The following is a 16,888-nucleotide window of genomic DNA, read 5'->3' as shown; positions in this document are numbered from 1 at the left end:
AGTGTTACGCCAGGATAGTCGTGCGTGACCTGCCCGGCGCCGCGTATTGTTTCCGCCGTTCCGGGCGCTCATTTTCAGACAAGGAACGACCATGGAACAACGCCGCCTTACCGGCAAAAGCCACTGGTATCATGAAACCCAGTCCAGCCTCTGTCCGGCAGATCCGCTGCCGTTAGTTCCCGAAGCCGCAAAGGTGGAGGACCGTTTTCTGCTCGACCTGCCGCTGGACGACGTGAACATCGCCGCCCATGCGCCGTGGTGCGACGCCGCGCGTGCGCTTATCCCTTCCCTGCTGCCTGATAAACGCGACGTCACCCGTCTTCATACGCTGAGCGTCTATGACCGCCTCAGCGCCGCACTGACCGTCGCACAGGTCTGCGGCGTGCAGCGGCTTTGCAACCATTACGCCGCCCGTCTGGCGCCCGAGCCGGGGCCGGATTCCTCGCGGGAAAGCAACCGCCGCCTGACGCTGCTCACCCAGACCGCTCGCCAGCTCGCCAGTCAGCCGACGTTGATTGACAGCGCGGCACGTGCGCAACTGGAAGACGCGGGGTTGTCAGTGCATGACATCGTGACGTTTACGCAGATTATCGGTTTCGTAGGCTTTCAGGCTCGCGCGGTGGCGCTGTTACAGGCGCAGCCCGGCCAGCCGGCGCGCTGGTTGCCGGGCATCGACATGCAACAGGACGCGCCTGCCTCACTCTTTAGCGCCGCTGAGTCGCGCTGGCAGCCCGATCTCCCGGCGCTGGAGATGGGCTGGGCCAGCGCCGACCAGCAAGCTGCTTATAACGCGGCGCTGGATGAGCCGCTGCTGCAACCGATGCTCTCTCTGCTGGCTCATGACGCGAGCGCCTTAGCGGGCCTCGCCGCGCTGCTCGTCGTGCTGCAAAGGCCGGAGGATGCGGCTGACGCTGCGCTGGTGGCGCTGGTATCCGCGCGCATCAACGGCAGCGCAAGCTGTTTTGATGAGGCCGCGCTGCGCCTGCGCGACGAGCCAGGGCTTGCAGACGCGGCGCGCAACGGTGAACGGGCGCTGCTCGCCTGGAGCCATAACCACCCCAGAGCGCGCGCGATTATTCAGGCGATGCAGATGCTGACCCGCGCCCCGGCGCGGTTTGGCCACGCCCAGCTTGAGCCGCTGACAGACGCCGGTTTTGATGCCCAGGACGCCCTGCGCCTGCTCGCCTTTGGCAGCGCCTGCGGCTGGATAAACCGTCTGCGGCTTGGTCTTGGCGTCGCCGCGTAGCCTGCGGTTGCCTAAAGAGCGCTTGCCGGGAGGCGCGCAATCGCGTAAAACTGTCAGCCGCTCTTTTGGCCACGAAAATTCGACACTATGTTTCAGGATAACCCGCTGCTTGCGCAGCTTAAACAGCAACTGCATTCCCAGACGCCGCGCGCCGAAGGGGTAGTAAAAGCCACGGAAAAAGGTTTTGGTTTCCTTGAGGTTGACGCGCAGAAAAGCTACTTCATTCCGCCGCCGCAGATGAAGAAAGTGATGCACGGCGATCGCGTCATTGCCGTTATCCATACGGAAAAGGAAAAAGAATCCGCCGAGCCGGAAGAGCTTATCGAACCCTTCCTGACCCGCTTTGTGGGCCGGGTGCAAAAGAAAGACGATCGTCTCTCTATCGTTCCCGATCATCCGCTGCTGAAAGACGCCATCCCGTGCCGCGCTGAACGCGGCGTCAGCCATGATTTTCAGAATGGCGACTGGGCGGTGGCGGAGATGCGCCGTCATCCGCTGAAAGGCGATCGCGGTTTCTACGCGGAACTGACCCAGTTTATTACCTTCGGCGACGACCACTTCGTGCCGTGGTGGGTGACGCTGGCACGCCACAATCTTGAGCGCGAAGCGCCGGACGGCGTGGCGACCGAAATGCTGGATGAAAACCTGACGCGTGAAGATTTAACCGCGCTTGATTTCGTCACCATCGACAGCGCCAGCACCGAAGATATGGACGATGCGCTGTATGTGGAAGCGCTGGAGGGCGACCGCCTGCAACTGACCGTCGCGATTGCCGACCCGACCGCGTGGATCGCCGAAGGCAGCAAGCTTGATAACATCGCGAAAGTGCGCGCGTTCACCAACTACCTGCCGGGCTTTAACATCCCGATGCTGCCGCGCGAGCTGTCTGACGACCTCTGCTCGCTGCGTGAAGGCGTGCAGCGCCCGGCTCTGGTCTGCCGCATGATTATCGACGCCGACGGCGCCATCAGCGACGACATTCACTTCTTCGCAGCGACCATCGAATCGAAAGCCAAACTGGCCTATGACGACGTTTCCGACTGGCTGGAAGAAAAAGGCGAGTGGCAGCCGGGCAGCGAGGCGATTGCCGCGCAGATCCGCCTGCTGCAACAGATTTGCCAGCGCCGCAGCGCCTGGCGTACCGAACACGCGCTGGTGTTTAAAGACCGTCCGGATTACCGCTTTGTGCTTGGCGAGAAAGGCGAAGTGCTGGATATCGTGGCCGAGCCGCGCCGCATCGCTAACCGTATCGTTGAAGAATCGATGATTGCCGCGAACATCTGCGCCGCGCGCGTGCTGCGCGACAAGCTGGGCTTCGGCGTTTATAACGTCCACGCGGGTTTCGACCCGGCGAGCACCGAACAACTGGCGACGCTGCTGCAAAGCCACGGTATGCATGTGGATGCGAACGACGTGCTCACCCTGCCGGGCTTCTGCAAACTGCGTCGTGAGCTGGACGCACAGCCGTCCGGCTTCCTCGACAGCCGCATCCGCCGCTTCCAGTCGTTTGCCGAAATCAGCACCGAGCCAGGCCCGCACTTCGGCCTCGGCCTTGAAGCTTACGCGACCTGGACCTCGCCGATTCGTAAATATGGCGATATGGTCAACCACCGTCTGCTGAAAGCCATCATCAAAGGCGAAAGCGCTGCGCGTCCACAGGATGAAGCCACCGTACAGATGGCCGAGCGCCGTCGTCTCAACCGCATGGCGGAGCGCGACGTGGGCGACTGGCTGTATGCCCGCTTCCTGAAAGACAAAGCCGGCACCGATACCCGCTTCGCGGCGGAAATTATCGATGTCAGCCGCGGCGGCATGCGCGTGCGCCTGGTGGATAATGGCGCGGTCGCCTTTATTCCGGCGCCGTTCCTGCACGCAGTGCGCGATGAACTGGTCTGCAGCCAGGAAAACGGCACTGTGCAGATCAAAGGCGAGACCGTTTATAAAGTCACCGACGTTATCGACGTGACCATCGCCGAAGTGCGTATGGAAACCCGCAGCGTCATCGCACGCCCGGTCGCCTGACCCTCCACTCCCCGGCCCCGCCGGGGAGTTTTCTTCTCTGCCGCCTTCGCCTTCCCTCTGTGTGAGCGCGCACATTTTTCCCGTCTCACTTGGGCATTTTTCTAAAAAACGATCACACTAACAGAGTGCGTCGTAATTTAACGCGTTGAGAATTAAGCGAAATGGCCGTAACCGACACCGGCTTGCCGCCTTCGCCAACAATATATTCCCGTAAAAACAAACGTTTTGCCTCTTATTGCCGGCAGAGTCCGGCTGTGCCGTTTGCATAGCGCATGGTGTGGGTTCGGGAGAGAGCATGAAAGACGACCTGGAGAATAATCTGCTGTACCGCTACTGCGGCGCCGCTAGTCCTTTCTGGCGACTGCCGCTGGACAGCAACGCGTTGCAGCTTGCCGCCAGCGAACAGGCCGTCACCAGCCACGTGGTGCCGCTGACGCCGGAACAGGCCGCGCAAATCCGCAACATGAGTGTGATCACCTCAAGCGTCACGCTCTCGTTATCGCTGTTTGGCGAACCGGTGCCGGTGCATCTGGTGGGCCGCAAAGTCTCCCGTAAAGAGTGGGCGGGCACGGCGTCGGCGTGGCATGACACCACCTCGGTGGCGCGCGATCTCGTGCAGGGACTCTCCTTCGCGGAGCAGGTGGTTTCTGAAGCCAACTCGGTAATTGTCATCCTCGATCGCCACGGCAATATCCAGCGCTTCAACCGGCTGAGCGAAGAATATACGGGCCTGAAAGAACACGAAGTGATCGGGCAGAATGTCTTTAAGCTGTTTATGACGCCTGCTGAAGCGTCCGCGTCGCGGCGTAATATCACCGGTTTTTTTCGCAACGGCAGTTCCTATGAGGTCGAGCGCTGGATCAAAACCCGCAAAGGCCAGCGGCTGTTTCTGTTTCGCAATAAGTTTGTCCACAGCGGCAGCGGGCGAAACGAAATTTTCCTGATCTGCTCCGGCACCGATATCACCGAAGAGCGCCGCGCGCAGGAGCGCCTGCGCGTGCTTGCCAACACCGACGCCATCACCGGCCTGCCCAACCGCAACGCTATCCATGAGATGATTAGCGACGCCATCGCTAAACGTGGCGACACGCAGGTAGGCGTGGTCTATCTCGATCTCGACAATTTCAAGAAAGTTAATGACGCCTACGGGCATATGTTCGGCGATCAGCTTCTCCAGGCGGTGTCGCTCGCGATTTTAAGCTGTCTTGAAAAAGATCAGGTGCTGGCGCGGCTTGGCGGCGATGAGTTTATCGTGATGGCGACGGATACCTCGCAGGCGGCGCTGGAAGCCATGTCCTCACGCATTATCACCCGGCTGAAGCACCCGTTTCGGATCGGGCTTATCGAAGTTTACACCGGCTGCTCGCTGGGCATTGCGCTGGCTCCACAGCACGGCGACGATCGCGAAAGCGTCATCCGCAACGCCGATACCGCGATGTACACCGCCAAAGAGAACGGGCGCGGTAAATTCTGCGTCTTTTGCCCGGAGATGAATCAGCGGGTATTCGAATATCTTTGGCTCGATACCAACCTGCGTAAGGCGCTGGAGAAAAATCAGCTGGTTATTCACTATCAGCCGAAAATGTTGGCCAACGGCGATGTACACAGCCTGGAAGCGCTGGTGCGCTGGCAGTCGCCGGAGCGCGGGCTGATTTCGCCGCTTGATTTTATCTCCTACGCCGAAGAGTCCGGGCTTATCGTACCGCTCGGGCGTTGGGTCATGCTGAATGTGGTGCGTCAGGTGGCAACGTGGCGCGATGCGGGTATCGACCTGCGGGTTGCGGTGAACGTATCAGCGCGCCAGCTCGCTGACCAGACGCTGATAAGCGATCTGCGTCAGGCACTGACTGACATGCGCTTCACCCAAAGCCCCATTGACGTGGAGATCACCGAAAGCTGTCTGATTGAAAATGCCGAGCTGGCGCTGTCGGTGATTAATGAATTCAGCGCGCTGGGCGCGCAGGTGCATCTGGATGATTTCGGCACCGGCTATTCGTCGCTTTCGCAGCTGGCGCGGTTTCCGCTGGATGCCATTAAGCTCGATCAAAGCTTCGTGCGCGATGTCCATAAGCAGCCCGTGTCGCAATCGCTGGTTCACGCCATCGTCGCAGTGGCAAAAGCGCTGAATTTGCAGGTGATCGCCGAAGGCGTGGAAAGTGAAGAAGAAGATGCGTTTCTGATGCAAAACGGCGTCGATCAACGGCAGGGGTTTCTCTTCGCCCGTCCGATGACGGCAACCGAGCTTGAACACTGGTATCAGCGTTATCAGGCCGGGAAACAGACGCCGTAACCGGCGTCTGAGGAATGGCCGTTAGCCTGCTTTACGCAGGGCCGCGGCGGTGTGGCGATTTTGTAGCTGGATCAGGCGCTCCATGTAGCCCACATCTTTTGGCTCCAGGCTAAACGCCGCGTCCACCCAGTCTTCGGTAATCTCCATGAGTTCGTTACGCGAGAGACGCAGCACGCGCTGGCGAGCACGAAGCATCGCCCTCACCCCGTTAAGGCGCGGTTTGAGGGTATCGATGAACGTGCGCGTCGCCACAAACCCCTGGCCTGGTTCAAAGAGCAGGTCTACCAGCCCCTGCGGTTGATACCACTCGGCGGTGTGTGATTCGCCCTGCCAGATTAGCTCCTCGGCAAGCCGCATACCGGCACGGCGGGTCACCAGCGAATAGCCGCCCATGCCGGGAAAGAGATTAAAAGCAATCTCCGGAAACCCCATGCGGGCGTCGCGCTGGGCCAGTACGAAATGGTGCGCGAGCGCCGCCTCGAAACCGCCACCAAGCGCGCTGCCTTCTACCATGGCAAGGCTGATGGCTCCGCAGTCAAAGCCGCGCGAGGCGGCGTGTACGCAGTCCACGCAGGCGCGCGCATAGGCGCGCAGCGCTTCGCGTTTGCCGTTGCGAATGCAGTCGACGAAAAACTGTAAATCGCCGCCGGTGTTATACATGCCGGGCACCAGCGAGCCGGTGACCCAGAAATCCACCTCCAGTCTGGCCTCCTGCACCAGATAACTGAGGTTCATGATTTCTTCGATGAGCGCGTGGTTAAAACAGGGACGCGGCTGGGCCCGCAACATCATCCACATAATGTGGCGTTCTTCCTCGTAAAAGCCGGAAAGTTGAGTAAAACGCGCTGTATCGGTAAAGAGTTTGCAGGTCGATTGGTTGAATACTGACATAGTCTTTCCTCATGTAAGTTAACGCGTTATGCGCAGGATCAGACTAATTCACAGCGGCGTTTCACACGGGAAGCTGGCCTGTTTTATAACCAATATTTATCTGTTAAAGCGAAATGATTGATTCTGGTAGCATATTAAGCGGGCAGCCCGCTTCTCTTTAGCGCCGCTTTTCTGCATCATGGGCCTGTACCGACCGTAAAAAGGAAGCATTATGCCGACAGTAAATCCGCAGCAGCTGGCTGACCGTATCGATACCGTTCTGGATATTCTGGTGGCGGGCGATTACCACTCCGCCATTCATAATCTGGAAATTCTGAAGGCGGAACTGCTGGCGCAGAGCCAGCAGAATGATGAACCGGGGGAGAAAAAAGAGAAGGCGCCCTGGGAGATATGACGCCTTGCAGAGATTACAGGCTGAGCGAGCCGAACGCCTGCTGCCATTCGCGCCCGAAACCCTCAACCGCCGCCGCGACAGCGGGCGTATTGAGCAACTGATCGGCGACATCCACGGGCAGCGTAATCGACTGACACCCGGCGAGCAGACAGCCGAGCGCCTGCTGTGGCGTGCGGAAACTCGCAGCGAGCACTTTTGACTGCGGCGCGTGCAGCGTCAGCAGTTCCTGCAATTCACTGACCGTCGCCACGCCGTCACCGCCCTGCGCATCCAGCCGATTCACATAAGGCGCGACATATTCCGCACCCGCCAGCGCCGCCATTAAGCCCTGCATCGCGCCGTAAACCGCCGTGCCGAGCAGTGGAATGCCGGACGGTTTGAGGATTTTCATCGCCGCAAGCCCCGCCTGGGTAACCGGAATTTTCACTACCAGCCCCGGTACGCGCTGCGCCATCAGTTCCGCCTCCCGAACCATCTGCGTCGTGTCTGACGCCACAACCTGGGCGAAAAGTTTGCCTTCACCGTTCAGTGCGTCCTGCAACGCAGGCAGCAGATCCCAGAGTTTCACGCCCGCGCGCGCCACAATAGAAGGATTGGTAGTGACGCCCTGTAGCGGCAAAACGTGCGCCAGACGTTTGACGGCCGCGACGTCCGCCGTGTCGAGATACAGTTCCATAACGACTCCTGTTTTGAGCAAGTTAACATTGCCGCCATCTTAAATTAGCCGGTGCAGATAAAGCTGATCGCCGTTAATAAAACTTTCATTCGAAAGTAAGATTATTTTCTAATGAAACACAACTGGCGTAACGACGATGATCTTTAACCTGCAACGCTATTCCACGCATGACGGGCCGGGCATTCGAACCGTCGTCTTCCTTAAGGGATGCTCGCTCGGCTGCCGCTGGTGCCAGAACCCCGAAAGCCGTCGCCGCCAGCGCGATGTATTGTTTGATGAACGGCTGTGCCTGCAAGGCTGCGAGCTCTGTAAAGCGGCATGCCCGCAGGCGATTAGCCGCCAGGTCGACGCTCTGGTCATCAACCGGGAAGCGCTTGATGACGCCGCGCTGGACGCGCTGACCGACTGCTGCCCCACCCAGGCGCTGAGCGTCTGTGGTGAATCCCGAAGCGTCGAGGCGATCATGGACACCGTGCTGCGCGATCGCCCCTTCTACGCCCGCAGCGGCGGCGGCATCACGCTCTCCGGCGGCGAGCCGTTCATGCAGCCGGAGATGGCGAAAATGTTGTTACAGCGCAGCCGTGAAGCGGGCATCCATACGGCGGTGGAATCGTGTTTGCATGTGCCGTGGAAACATATCGCCCCGTCTCTGCCGTTTCTTGATCTTCTTTTGGCTGATTTAAAGCATGTCGATTCTAAGCGCTTTCACGCCTGGACCGACGGCAGCGCTGAACGCGTGCTGGATAATTTCCGGCGGCTGGCGGCGGCTGGCGTGAAGATGACGATCCGCGTTCCGTTGATCCCCGATTTTAACGCCGATGAAGCCTCCATTCGCGCTATCACGGATTTCGCCGCCGATGAAACCGGCGCCCGCGACATTCATTTTTTGCCCTACCACACCCTTGGCATCAACAAGTACCGCCTGCTGGACTGGCCCTATCTGGCACCCGCAACGCCGCTCGACGAACCGGCGCTGCTGGCGTTTGCCGAAGATTACGCCCGCCAGAAAGGGCTCACCGCATGGATAAGAGGATAACCATCATGACTGAACTCAATCTCGCTTTTCTCCCCGAGCGCATTAAAGCCCACAAAGCGGCGCTGGTGCAGATCGTCCGTCCGCCCGTCTGTACCGAGCGTGCGCAGCATTACACCGCAATGTACCAGCAGCATCAGGATAAACCGCTGCCGGTACGCCGCGCGCTCGCGCTCGCGCACCATCTGGCGAACCGCACTATCTGGATCAAACATGACGAGCTGATCGTCGGCAATCAGGCAAGCCAGGTTCGCGCCGCCCCCTTCTTCCCGGAATATACCGTCAGCTGGATAGAGAAAGAGATAGACGATCTCGCCGACCGCCCCGGCGCGGGGTTCTCCGTTAGCCCGCAGGATAAAGCCGTCATGCATGAAGTCTGTCCGTGGTGGCGCGGCCAGACCGTGCAGGATCGCTGCTATGGCATGTTTACTGATGAGCAGAAAGAACTGCTGGCGTCGGGCATTATCAAAGCGGAAGGCAATATGACCTCCGGCGACGCGCATCTGGCGGTGAATTTCCCGCTGCTGCTGGAAAAAGGTCTCGACGGCCTGCGCGCTAAAGTGGCGGAGCGCCGCGCACGCCTTCTGCTCACCGATCAGGGCGACCTGCATAAAGAGCAGTTTCTTAAGGCGATCGACATTACATTCAGCGCGCTCAGCGAGCATATCCAGCGCTTCGCGGCGCTGGCCTCGCAGATGGCGCAGGAGGAAAGCCGCCCGGCGCGGCGCGATGAGCTGCTTGCCATTGCCGCTAACTGCGAACATATCGCGCACCAGCCGCCTGCGTCTTTCTGGCAGGCGTTGCAGCTCTGCTATTTTGTGCAGCTTGTCTTGCAGATTGAGTCCAACGGTCATTCCGTATCGTTTGGCCGTCTCGATCAATATCTCTATCCCTGGTATCGCCGCGATGTCGAACTTGAACAGACGCTGGAGCGCGAGCGCGCCATCGAACTGTTGCAGAGCTGCTGGCTGAAGCTGCTGGAGGTCAACAAAATCCGCTCCGGCTCGCATTCCAAAGCCTCGGCGGGCAGCCCGCTCTACCAGAACGTAACGATTGGCGGGCAACGCCTGCTTAACGGCGAGCCGGTGGATGCGGTCAACCCGCTCTCGTGGGCTGTGCTGGAATCATGCGGTCGCCTGCGCTCCACCCAGCCGAACCTCAGCGTGCGCTACCACCCCGGGATGAGTAATGAATTCCTCGACGCCTGCGTCCAGGTGATCCGCTGCGGCTTCGGGATGCCCGCATTTAATAACGATGAAATCGTTATCGACGAGTTTATTAAGCTTGGTGTCAGCCGCGAAGACGCCTATGACTACGCGGCCATCGGCTGCATTGAAACGGCGGTTGGCGGCAAATGGGGTTATCGCTGCACCGGCATGAGCTTTATTAACTTCGCCCGCGTGATGCTGGCGGCGCTGGAAGGCGGCCGCGACGCGACCACCGGTAAGGTTTTCCTGCCGCAGTCAAAAGCGCTCTCCGCCGGAAATTTCAGCCATTTTAGTGAAGTCATGGACGCCTGGGATAATCAGATCCGCTATTACACCCGCAAATCGATTGAAATCGAGTGCGTGGTGGATACCGTTCTGGAAGAGAACGCGCACGATATTCTCTGCTCGGCGCTGGTCGATGACTGTATCGAGCGCGGCAAGAGCATTAAGCAGGGCGGCGCGAAATATGACTGGGTTTCCGGGTTGCAGGTCGGGATCGCCAACCTCGGCAACAGTCTCGCCGCTGTGCGCAGGCTGGTGTTTGAACAGGGTACGGTGACGCAACCGCAGCTGGCGCAGGCGCTGAGTAACGATTTCGAAGGGCTGACCGGTGAACAGCTGCGCCAGCGCCTGATTAACAGCGCGCCGAAATATGGCAATGACGACGACGATGTCGATCTGCTGCTGGCACGTGCGTACCAGACGTATATCGACGAGCTTAAGCAGTATCACAACACCCGTTTCGGGCGCGGCCCGATTGGTGGTACCTACTACGCCGGTACATCGTCTATCTCCGCGAACGTGCCTTTTGGCGCGGCGACGATGGCGACGCCGGACGGACGCAAAGCCAGAACGCCGCTCGCCGAAGGCGCAAGCCCGGCGTCAGGCACAGACCGTCTGGGGCCTACCGCAGTGATTAACTCGGTCGGAAAACTGCCGGTGGCGAAAATACTTGGCGGCGTGCTGTTGAATCAGAAGCTTAACCCGTCCACACTGGATAACTTACGCGATCGCCAGAAACTGATGCAGATGCTGCGCACTTTCTTTGAGGTGCATAAAGGATGGCACGTTCAGTACAACATTGTCTCGCGTGAAACCCTGCTGGACGCCAAAGCACATCCGGATAAGTACCGCGATCTGGTCGTGCGTGTGGCGGGTTACTCCGCGTTCTTTACGGCCTTATCCCCTGATGCGCAGGATGATATTATCGCCCGTACCGAACATACGCTTTAAATGAAACCGCGGTGGCGTCACGCCACCGCGCATAACGATGCAGATATGAACTCCCGACAACAAATTATTTTACAGATGGTGATTGACCGCGGCCGCATGAGTGTGGCGGAACTGGCTAAAGTCACCGGCGTTTCAGAAGTCACCATTCGTCAGGATCTTAACCTTCTCGAAAAGCAAAGTTATCTGCGCCGCACTCATGGCTTTGCTGTACCGCTCGACAGCGACGACGTAGAAACCCGCATGATGAACAATTTCGCACTCAAGCGGCGGCTCGCGGATTTCGCCTGCTCGCTTGTCAACGATGGCGAAACGGTGTTTATCGAGAACGGCAGTACCAACGCCCTGCTGGCGCGGGCGCTGGCTGAGCAAAAGAAAATTACGCTGATTACCGTAAGCAGTTTTATCGCGCACCTGCTGAAAGAAACCTCATGCGAAATTATCCTGCTCGGCGGCATCTACCAGAAAAAAAGCGAAACCATGGTCGGCCCGCTGACGCGCCAGTACATCTCACAGGTGCACTTCAGCAAAGCCTTTATCGGGATTGACGGCTGGTCGCCGGAGACAGGATTTACGGGTCGCGACATGATGCGCGCAGACGTAGTGAACGCGGTGCTGGAAAAAGGCAGCGAGGCCATTATTCTCACCGACAGCAGCAAATTTGGTGCGGTGCATCCCTATACGCTCGGCCCGGTGTCGCGCTTTAACCGGGTGATTACCGATGACAATCTGAATGACGCCACTCGCGATGCGCTCAGCGCCTCCGGTCTGACCCTCGATATTATTTCGCCCTTTCCTGCCTGAATAAAGTACAGCGCGTCGTTACGGCGCGCCTTCGCTTGAGACTATTCTCAGCGTCAATTAAGACTTTTTACCTGTCTGAATTCGCTTAAGAAATTAAAATTAACCTCAGCGATATTACTGAGTGTTGATTGTCACCTGCGTGATTCTTTATTCCGTATCGCTGCACCGTTTCATGGACTGGCGCTTTGAGCTGTGATTTAGCCACTATACTTAAAGTGAGCAGCCTTTCCGTGAATCAATTATTCAGGAGAAAGTATTATGTCATTAAATTACAAAAAAGTAGCCGCGGCAGTGCTGGCCGTAACTCTGGTAGCCTCTCTGAGCGGATGCTCAAACTGGTCTAAACGTGACCGTAACACCGCTATTGGCGCGGGTGCAGGTGCAATTGGCGGCTCTGTGCTGACCAACGGCAGCGCGCTCGGCACGCTCGGCGGCGCAGCGGTAGGCGGTATTATCGGTCATCAGGTTCATTAATCTGCGGCCCGCAAAAGCATAACGCTTTGACGTATTACTCGCATCACCGAATAATTACAGGTCTGGCTATACCGCAGTAAGCATAACAAAATAGCCACGGCGTTTTCGCCGTGGCTAACAATTAACCGCCCGCCAGTTTCACCTTCATTCTTTTCGCCTCGAGCAGACTTTTAATTAATTCCCTTTTATCGCCCTGAATTTCAATCACGCCATCTTTCACAGCCCCGCCGCAGCCACATTTTTTCTTCAGTTCGGCAGCAAGGCTGGTTAATGTCGCATCGTCTGCATCAATGCCGGTGATAAGGCACACGCCTTTTCCTTTGCGACCACTGGTCTGGCGCTGAATACGCACCACGCCGTCGCCTTTCGGGCGCGCGGGAGCCGTTTTGGGTTCGTCAATACGCCCGGTTTCTGTGGAATAGACCAGACGACTGTTATTATCGCTCATTAATCCCCCTGTTTCAGAGACGCCAGAATATCGCGCAACGCCTGCGCCGGATTAGCCGCGCGGGTGATGGGCCGGCCAATAACCATATAATCCACGCCCGCCTGCTGTGCCTCGGCTGGCGTCATGATACGGCGCTGATCGCCCGCGTCGCTGCCTGCAGGACGAATGCCTGGCGTAACTAGCTTAAATTCGCGCCCGAACGCGGTTTTAAAGCGCACCGCTTCCTGCGCGGAACAGACCACGCCATCCAGACCTGACTGCTGCGTAAGGCGTGCAAGACGCTCTGCCTGCTCTGCCGGGCTGAGGGTAATGCCGAGACCTTGCAGATCCTCAGCTTCCATACTGGTCAGTACCGTCACTGCAATCAGTAACGGCGCGTCGTTGCCAAATGGCATCAGCGCCTCTTTCGCCGCCGTCATCATGCGCGCGCCGCCGCCCGCGTGCACATTCACCATCCAGACGCCAAGCTCTGCCGCCGCCGCAACGGCGCGCGCGGTAGTATTCGGGATATCGTGAAATTTCAGATCCAGAAAGACGTCAAAGCCGCGGGAAATCAGGTCGCGCACCAGCTGCGGCCCAAACAGCGTGAACATCTCTTTACCGACCTTCAGGCGGCAGTCGCGCGGATCGATACCGTCCACAAAAGCCAGCGCGCTGTCGCGGTTGTCGTAATCAAGCGCGACGACGACGGGAGAATGAGTTACAGAATGAGAGGATGAGGCAATTGATGTCATGACCAGACCTTCTGACAGGCGCACCGGCGTGGCGCGGGATTGATAAACGGCAAGCATTCTACCCGCCGTCTGCAAAAATTTACAGGCAAGATCGCCCTGCCAGACGTTGTACCTGCCCTAAGTGCCCTGTCGCTAACCCAGGCGACCAGCTAACTTAAAGTATGTTGTAACTAAAGTGCGTGTGCAAGCCAGCCGCAACAAGATATGCGGTAGCAGGAGCAAATCACTTACTGGCCGTCAAGGCCACGGATAGGTTTGATAGTCGACCAGGCACGGCACGACGGGCAGTGCCAGTAGAGTGTGAACGCGGTGAAGCCACACTTCTGGCAGCGATAGCGCGGCTTGGTGCGCACCTGTTCGCCCACCATATCACGCAGCACCATCAGGCTTTCTTTCGCGCGCCCTTCTTCCGCCTCGTGCAGATGGTAATCCATCAGCCGGTGAAACACGCGCATGGTCGGGTGGCGTTGCAGCTGGCGCGTGATATAGACCTGCGCGCTGTCTGGGCCTTCGCGCTGCTCAAGCACCTGCGCGAGCATCAGCTCCGCTTCTGCGCCGGTGTTTTCTTCCACACACCGTTTAAGGAATTCGGCCCATTCCTCAGGTTTACCGAGCTGCTGATAGCAGACCTGGAGCATCTCCAGCGTTTCGCTCACCAGTTCGCGATCCTGGCTGATGACTTTCTCTAGCGTCTCGACGGCGTGCGCATAATCGCCGCGCGTCATAAAAATGCGCCCCATCATAATCGAGACGCGCGCGCTGTTGCGATCCGCCGACGCGCCCTTTTTCAGGAGCGACATGGCGCGATCCATATCTTCATTGCTCATCGCCTGAAGCGCCAGCTCACAGTAAAAATGCGCGATTTCGACACGCTGGTGCTCTTTGCCAAGCTTAACCAGCCGTTCGGCGGCATCGATGGCTTTCTGCCAGTCGCTGGTGGCCTGATAAATCTGCAGGAGTTGCTGGAGCGCACCGATGCGGAAATCGGTTTCATCCACCAGCTGATTGAACATATCTTCGGCGCGATCGTAGAGCCCGGCGGCCATATAGTCGCGGCCAAGCTGCTGTACGGCGAGCAGCCGCTGATCGTAGGTAAGCGACGCGCTTTCCATCAGCGACTGGTGGATACGGATAGCCCGGTCAACTTCGCCGCGCGAGCGGAAAAGGTTGCCAAGCGTCAGATGGGCTTCAACGGTGCCGGTATCTTCCTTGAGCATTTCAAGGAACAGATCCACCGCTTTATCCTGCTGATTGGACAGCAGGAAGTTCACGCCTGCGACGTAGTCGCGTGACAGGCGGTTCGCTTCCTGCTCTTTATCCTGTTGCGCACTTCTGCGGCCCATATACCAGCCATACGCAGCGGCGACAGGCAACAGCAGAAACAACAACTCCAGCATAGAGGGTTAATCCTTAACAGCAGGCGCAGTGGCGTTGGCCGGAGCCGGCTCTGCAGGCGCGATCTGCTGCTCAAGGCGTTTAATCTTACGTTCGGCGCGCGCCAGTTGCAGACGAACGCGTAGCCAGAACAGTCCACAGATGATCCAGCCGATAATGAAACCCGCGCCAAATAAGGTCGCAAGCAGCGTAGAGATTCGATAATCGCCCTGCGCCAGCAGGAAGTTAAAAGTAACCTGTTGATCGTTTTGCGCGCCCAGCGTGACGGAAACGACGAAAATCGCTAATACCACTAAAAAAATAATCAGATATTTCACATGACATCCCGTATGTGTTTTGTGCGACCAATGTCCCGGCCTCGGCTCAACGCGCTATACGTTATCATTTCCACCCTTTGCGTGAAATGATAAAGCGCCAGGACATCCCTTATTAATAGGGGCGGAACGGCGAAACTCAAGCCGCCGTCACTCTTCTGTCTCGCGCCGGGCGATTTCGACTTTCTCTTCCACCGGCGGCGTGAGCGGGCCGCAGAGGCGCTGCGCAAGCCAGGCGGCGATGGTCACCAGCAGCCAGGAGAGCAGTGTTGCCACCACCAGATCGCGTGGCCAGTGCATACCGAGCAGCATCCGGCTACCCATCACGGCGATAGCCCAGGCGGTCAACACCACAAGCGTAATGGTTCGCCTGCGCGGCCAGAGAAGTCCAAAGCCCAGCATCGCCCAGCTTGCGGCAAACATGGTGTGCCCGGACGGAAACGCGAATCCGGTCTCTTTTTGCCAGTGTTTACGCAACCAGGCCGGGATATCGGTTTCGTTCTGCAACTGTGCTTTCACCAGCGCCCCTCTTTCCTTGCGCTTTAAATTGTAGAACTCGTCAACCGGGATGTTACGGTTTTTTTCAAGCCAGATAACAAACGGGCGCGGTTCCTGAACCTTTTCTTTAATCAGCGATTTAGACCATTGCCCCGCCATAATGACGATACCCAGAATCGCGAACAGCATCAGCGCCGGGCGCAGCCGGAAGCGCAGACACCACAAGAACCAGCCGCACAGCAAAACGTGAGTAATAATGCCCCAGGGCTGCGTAACCGTTTCTGTCACCCAGAACAGCATTTTAAGCCACAGCGAACCGCCGCCCGGTTGCCACTGCCAGCCTGAGATCCAGACGGCCAGCGGCATAATGAGCAACAGCGCGGCGCCAACCGCGGTACGTTTTGCAATTGCCAGCATGTTTTCTCCTTTTTCCTGAAGTCCTTCAAGAATAACCGAAAATCGCGCCATGCAGGATAGTTAACTATTGATGCGATTGATATTGAGAGCACGACAGAGTGAGGCGAACCCTGTCGGGATGTGGCAAAATAGATAGTAACGACAGAAAGCCAACAGACTGGCAGGCGCCTGCGGGCGTTTATAATATCCGGAGAATCACATGCAGCTTAAACGTGTGGCAGAAGCCAAACTGCCAACCCCCTGGGGCGATTTCCTGATGGTGGGTTTTGAAGAACTGGCAACCGGACAGGATCACGTAGCCCTGGTATTTGGAGACATTTCCGGCGCGGAGCCGGTGCTGGCCCGCGTGCACTCCGAATGCCTGACCGGCGACGCGCTGTTCAGCCTGCGCTGCGACTGCGGCTTCCAGCTGGAAGCGGCGCTGTCGCACATCGCGGAAGCCGGGCGCGGCGTGCTCCTCTATCATCGCCAGGAGGGGCGTAACATTGGTCTGCTGAATAAAATCCGCGCCTATGCGTTGCAGGATCAGGGCTACGACACCGTAGAAGCGAACCATCAGCTTGGCTTTGCCGCCGATGAGCGCGATTTCACCCTGTGTGCGGATATGTTTAAGCTGTTGGGCGTGGATGAAGTGCGCCTGCTGACCAATAACCCACGCAAGGTGGAGATCCTGACCGAAGCGGGAATTAATATCGTCGAGCGCGTGCCGCTGATTGTCGGGCGTAACCCGAAAAACGAGCATTATCTCGATACCAAAGCCGCCAAAATGGGGCATCTGCTCTCCGGTAACTAACCAGAGCGCGTTATAAAAAAG

16 protein-coding genes are annotated in these 16,888 nt (G+C 58.1%); 9 read left to right on the top strand and 7 right to left on the bottom strand.

Annotation, left to right across the window (positions count from 1 at the left end; genetic code table 11):
• The first annotated feature begins 91 nt into the window (after window positions 1–91).
• The 3 genes from AFK66_RS08855 to pdeR all read left to right on the top strand — a co-directional run bounded on the left by AFK66_RS08855 (window position 92) and on the right by pdeR (window position 5,558).
• The gene (locus tag AFK66_RS08855) at window positions 92–1,246 is read left to right on the top strand and encodes a carboxymuconolactone decarboxylase family protein (RefSeq protein WP_023898613.1); all 1,155 of its coding nucleotides are present in this window, start codon (window positions 92–94) and stop codon (window positions 1,244–1,246) included.
• An 87-nt stretch (window positions 1,247–1,333) separates the two neighbouring features.
• Window positions 1,334–3,268, top strand: a complete 1,935-nt coding sequence (locus AFK66_RS08850) for an exoribonuclease II (RefSeq protein WP_007775463.1) — start codon at window positions 1,334–1,336, stop codon at window positions 3,266–3,268.
• A gap of 295 nt (window positions 3,269–3,563) precedes the next feature.
• Complete coding sequence (gene pdeR, locus AFK66_RS08845; protein WP_007775465.1) at window positions 3,564–5,558, top strand: cyclic di-GMP phosphodiesterase; 1,995 nt, start codon at window positions 3,564–3,566, stop codon at window positions 5,556–5,558.
• A 21-nt stretch (window positions 5,559–5,579) separates the two neighbouring features.
• Here pdeR and AFK66_RS08840 read toward each other — a convergent pair whose 3' ends face one another.
• Complete coding sequence (locus tag AFK66_RS08840) at window positions 5,580–6,449, bottom strand: crotonase/enoyl-CoA hydratase family protein (protein WP_007775468.1); 870 nt, start codon at window positions 6,447–6,449, stop codon at window positions 5,580–5,582.
• 211 nt (window positions 6,450–6,660) lie between these two features.
• Between AFK66_RS08840 and AFK66_RS08835 the strand changes: the two genes are divergently transcribed.
• Complete coding sequence (locus AFK66_RS08835) at window positions 6,661–6,843, top strand: YciZ family protein (RefSeq protein WP_007775470.1); 183 nt, start codon at window positions 6,661–6,663, stop codon at window positions 6,841–6,843.
• A 13-nt stretch (window positions 6,844–6,856) separates the two neighbouring features.
• Here the strand turns inward: AFK66_RS08835 and fsa are convergent, their stop codons facing one another.
• Complete coding sequence (gene fsa, locus AFK66_RS08830) at window positions 6,857–7,519, bottom strand: fructose-6-phosphate aldolase (RefSeq protein WP_007775472.1); 663 nt, start codon at window positions 7,517–7,519, stop codon at window positions 6,857–6,859.
• Window positions 7,520–7,655: 136 nt separating this feature from the next.
• Here fsa and AFK66_RS08825 point away from each other — a divergent pair, with 136 nt between their 5' ends.
• From AFK66_RS08825 to osmB, 4 genes are all read left to right on the top strand, one after another.
• Window positions 7,656–8,555 (top strand): glycyl-radical enzyme activating protein, encoded by a 900-nt coding sequence (locus AFK66_RS08825; protein WP_007775473.1) that lies wholly within the window; start codon window positions 7,656–7,658, stop codon window positions 8,553–8,555.
• A 5-nt stretch (window positions 8,556–8,560) separates the two neighbouring features.
• On the top strand, window positions 8,561–10,993 hold the full coding sequence (locus tag AFK66_RS08820) for a formate C-acetyltransferase/glycerol dehydratase family glycyl radical enzyme (RefSeq protein WP_032983173.1): 2,433 nt from the start codon (window positions 8,561–8,563) through the stop codon (window positions 10,991–10,993).
• A gap of 45 nt (window positions 10,994–11,038) precedes the next feature.
• Complete coding sequence (gene yciT, locus AFK66_RS08815) at window positions 11,039–11,794, top strand: DNA-binding transcriptional regulator YciT (RefSeq protein WP_007775481.1); 756 nt, start codon at window positions 11,039–11,041, stop codon at window positions 11,792–11,794.
• A 258-nt stretch (window positions 11,795–12,052) separates the two neighbouring features.
• Window positions 12,053–12,268: an osmotically-inducible lipoprotein OsmB gene (osmB, locus tag AFK66_RS08810; protein ID WP_004386703.1), complete on the top strand. Its 216-nt coding sequence runs from the start codon at window positions 12,053–12,055 to the stop codon at window positions 12,266–12,268.
• A 121-nt stretch (window positions 12,269–12,389) separates the two neighbouring features.
• Here the strand turns inward: osmB and yciH are convergent, their stop codons facing one another.
• From yciH to pgpB, 5 genes are all read right to left on the bottom strand, one after another.
• Window positions 12,390–12,716 carry a stress response translation initiation inhibitor YciH gene (yciH, locus tag AFK66_RS08805; RefSeq protein WP_007775485.1) on the bottom strand — a complete coding sequence of 109 codons (327 nt, stop codon included), beginning with the start codon at window positions 12,714–12,716 and terminating at the stop codon, window positions 12,390–12,392.
• The gene (gene pyrF, locus AFK66_RS08800) at window positions 12,716–13,450 is read right to left on the bottom strand and encodes an orotidine-5'-phosphate decarboxylase (protein ID WP_105609441.1); all 735 of its coding nucleotides are present in this window, start codon (window positions 13,448–13,450) and stop codon (window positions 12,716–12,718) included. The genes yciH and pyrF overlap by 1 nt, the downstream gene beginning before the upstream one ends.
• 227 nt (window positions 13,451–13,677) lie before the next feature.
• Window positions 13,678–14,847 carry a lipopolysaccharide assembly protein LapB gene (gene lapB / locus AFK66_RS08795; RefSeq protein WP_007775491.1) on the bottom strand — a complete coding sequence of 390 codons (1,170 nt, stop codon included), beginning with the start codon at window positions 14,845–14,847 and terminating at the stop codon, window positions 13,678–13,680.
• A 6-nt stretch (window positions 14,848–14,853) separates the two neighbouring features.
• Complete coding sequence (locus tag AFK66_RS08790; protein ID WP_007775494.1) at window positions 14,854–15,162, bottom strand: LapA family protein; 309 nt, start codon at window positions 15,160–15,162, stop codon at window positions 14,854–14,856.
• Between the two features lie 147 nt (window positions 15,163–15,309).
• Complete coding sequence (pgpB, locus tag AFK66_RS08785; RefSeq protein ID WP_032968219.1) at window positions 15,310–16,074, bottom strand: phosphatidylglycerophosphatase B; 765 nt, start codon at window positions 16,072–16,074, stop codon at window positions 15,310–15,312.
• A gap of 199 nt (window positions 16,075–16,273) precedes the next feature.
• Here pgpB and ribA point away from each other — a divergent pair, with 199 nt between their 5' ends.
• Window positions 16,274–16,867, top strand: a complete 594-nt coding sequence (ribA, locus tag AFK66_RS08780) for a GTP cyclohydrolase II (protein WP_023898609.1) — start codon at window positions 16,274–16,276, stop codon at window positions 16,865–16,867.
• Window positions 16,868–16,888 lie beyond the last annotated feature (21 nt).

The organism is Cronobacter malonaticus LMG 23826, assembly GCF_001277215.2.
In the GTDB taxonomy this organism is placed as follows: Bacteria; Pseudomonadota; Gammaproteobacteria; order Enterobacterales; family Enterobacteriaceae; genus Cronobacter; species Cronobacter malonaticus.
This window is presented reverse-complemented; position numbering and strand designations above follow the sequence as displayed.

What these genes read in the sequence shown, in the direction of transcription:
- yciH (WP_007775485.1), bottom strand. Translation starts at nt 12,716, where the DNA reads ATGAGCGATAATAACAGTCGTCTGGTCTATTCCACAGAAACCGGGCGT.
- AFK66_RS08820 (WP_032983173.1), top strand. Translation starts at nt 8,561, where the DNA reads ATGACTGAACTCAATCTCGCTTTTCTCCCCGAGCGCATTAAAGCCCAC.
- pdeR (WP_007775465.1), top strand. Translation starts at nt 3,564, where the DNA reads ATGAAAGACGACCTGGAGAATAATCTGCTGTACCGCTACTGCGGCGCC.
- fsa (WP_007775472.1), bottom strand. Translation starts at nt 7,519, where the DNA reads ATGGAACTGTATCTCGACACGGCGGACGTCGCGGCCGTCAAACGTCTG.
- pgpB (WP_032968219.1), bottom strand. Translation starts at nt 16,074, where the DNA reads ATGCTGGCAATTGCAAAACGTACCGCGGTTGGCGCCGCGCTGTTGCTC.
- pyrF (WP_105609441.1), bottom strand. Translation starts at nt 13,450, where the DNA reads ATGACATCAATTGCCTCATCCTCTCATTCTGTAACTCATTCTCCCGTC.
- AFK66_RS08840 (WP_007775468.1), bottom strand. Translation starts at nt 6,449, where the DNA reads ATGTCAGTATTCAACCAATCGACCTGCAAACTCTTTACCGATACAGCG.
- AFK66_RS08855 (WP_023898613.1), top strand. Translation starts at nt 92, where the DNA reads ATGGAACAACGCCGCCTTACCGGCAAAAGCCACTGGTATCATGAAACC.
- lapB (WP_007775491.1), bottom strand. Translation starts at nt 14,847, where the DNA reads ATGCTGGAGTTGTTGTTTCTGCTGTTGCCTGTCGCCGCTGCGTATGGC.
- osmB (WP_004386703.1), top strand. Translation starts at nt 12,053, where the DNA reads ATGTCATTAAATTACAAAAAAGTAGCCGCGGCAGTGCTGGCCGTAACT.
- yciT (WP_007775481.1), top strand. Translation starts at nt 11,039, where the DNA reads ATGAACTCCCGACAACAAATTATTTTACAGATGGTGATTGACCGCGGC.
- ribA (WP_023898609.1), top strand. Translation starts at nt 16,274, where the DNA reads ATGCAGCTTAAACGTGTGGCAGAAGCCAAACTGCCAACCCCCTGGGGC.
- AFK66_RS08835 (WP_007775470.1), top strand. Translation starts at nt 6,661, where the DNA reads ATGCCGACAGTAAATCCGCAGCAGCTGGCTGACCGTATCGATACCGTT.
- AFK66_RS08850 (WP_007775463.1), top strand. Translation starts at nt 1,334, where the DNA reads ATGTTTCAGGATAACCCGCTGCTTGCGCAGCTTAAACAGCAACTGCAT.
- AFK66_RS08825 (WP_007775473.1), top strand. Translation starts at nt 7,656, where the DNA reads ATGATCTTTAACCTGCAACGCTATTCCACGCATGACGGGCCGGGCATT.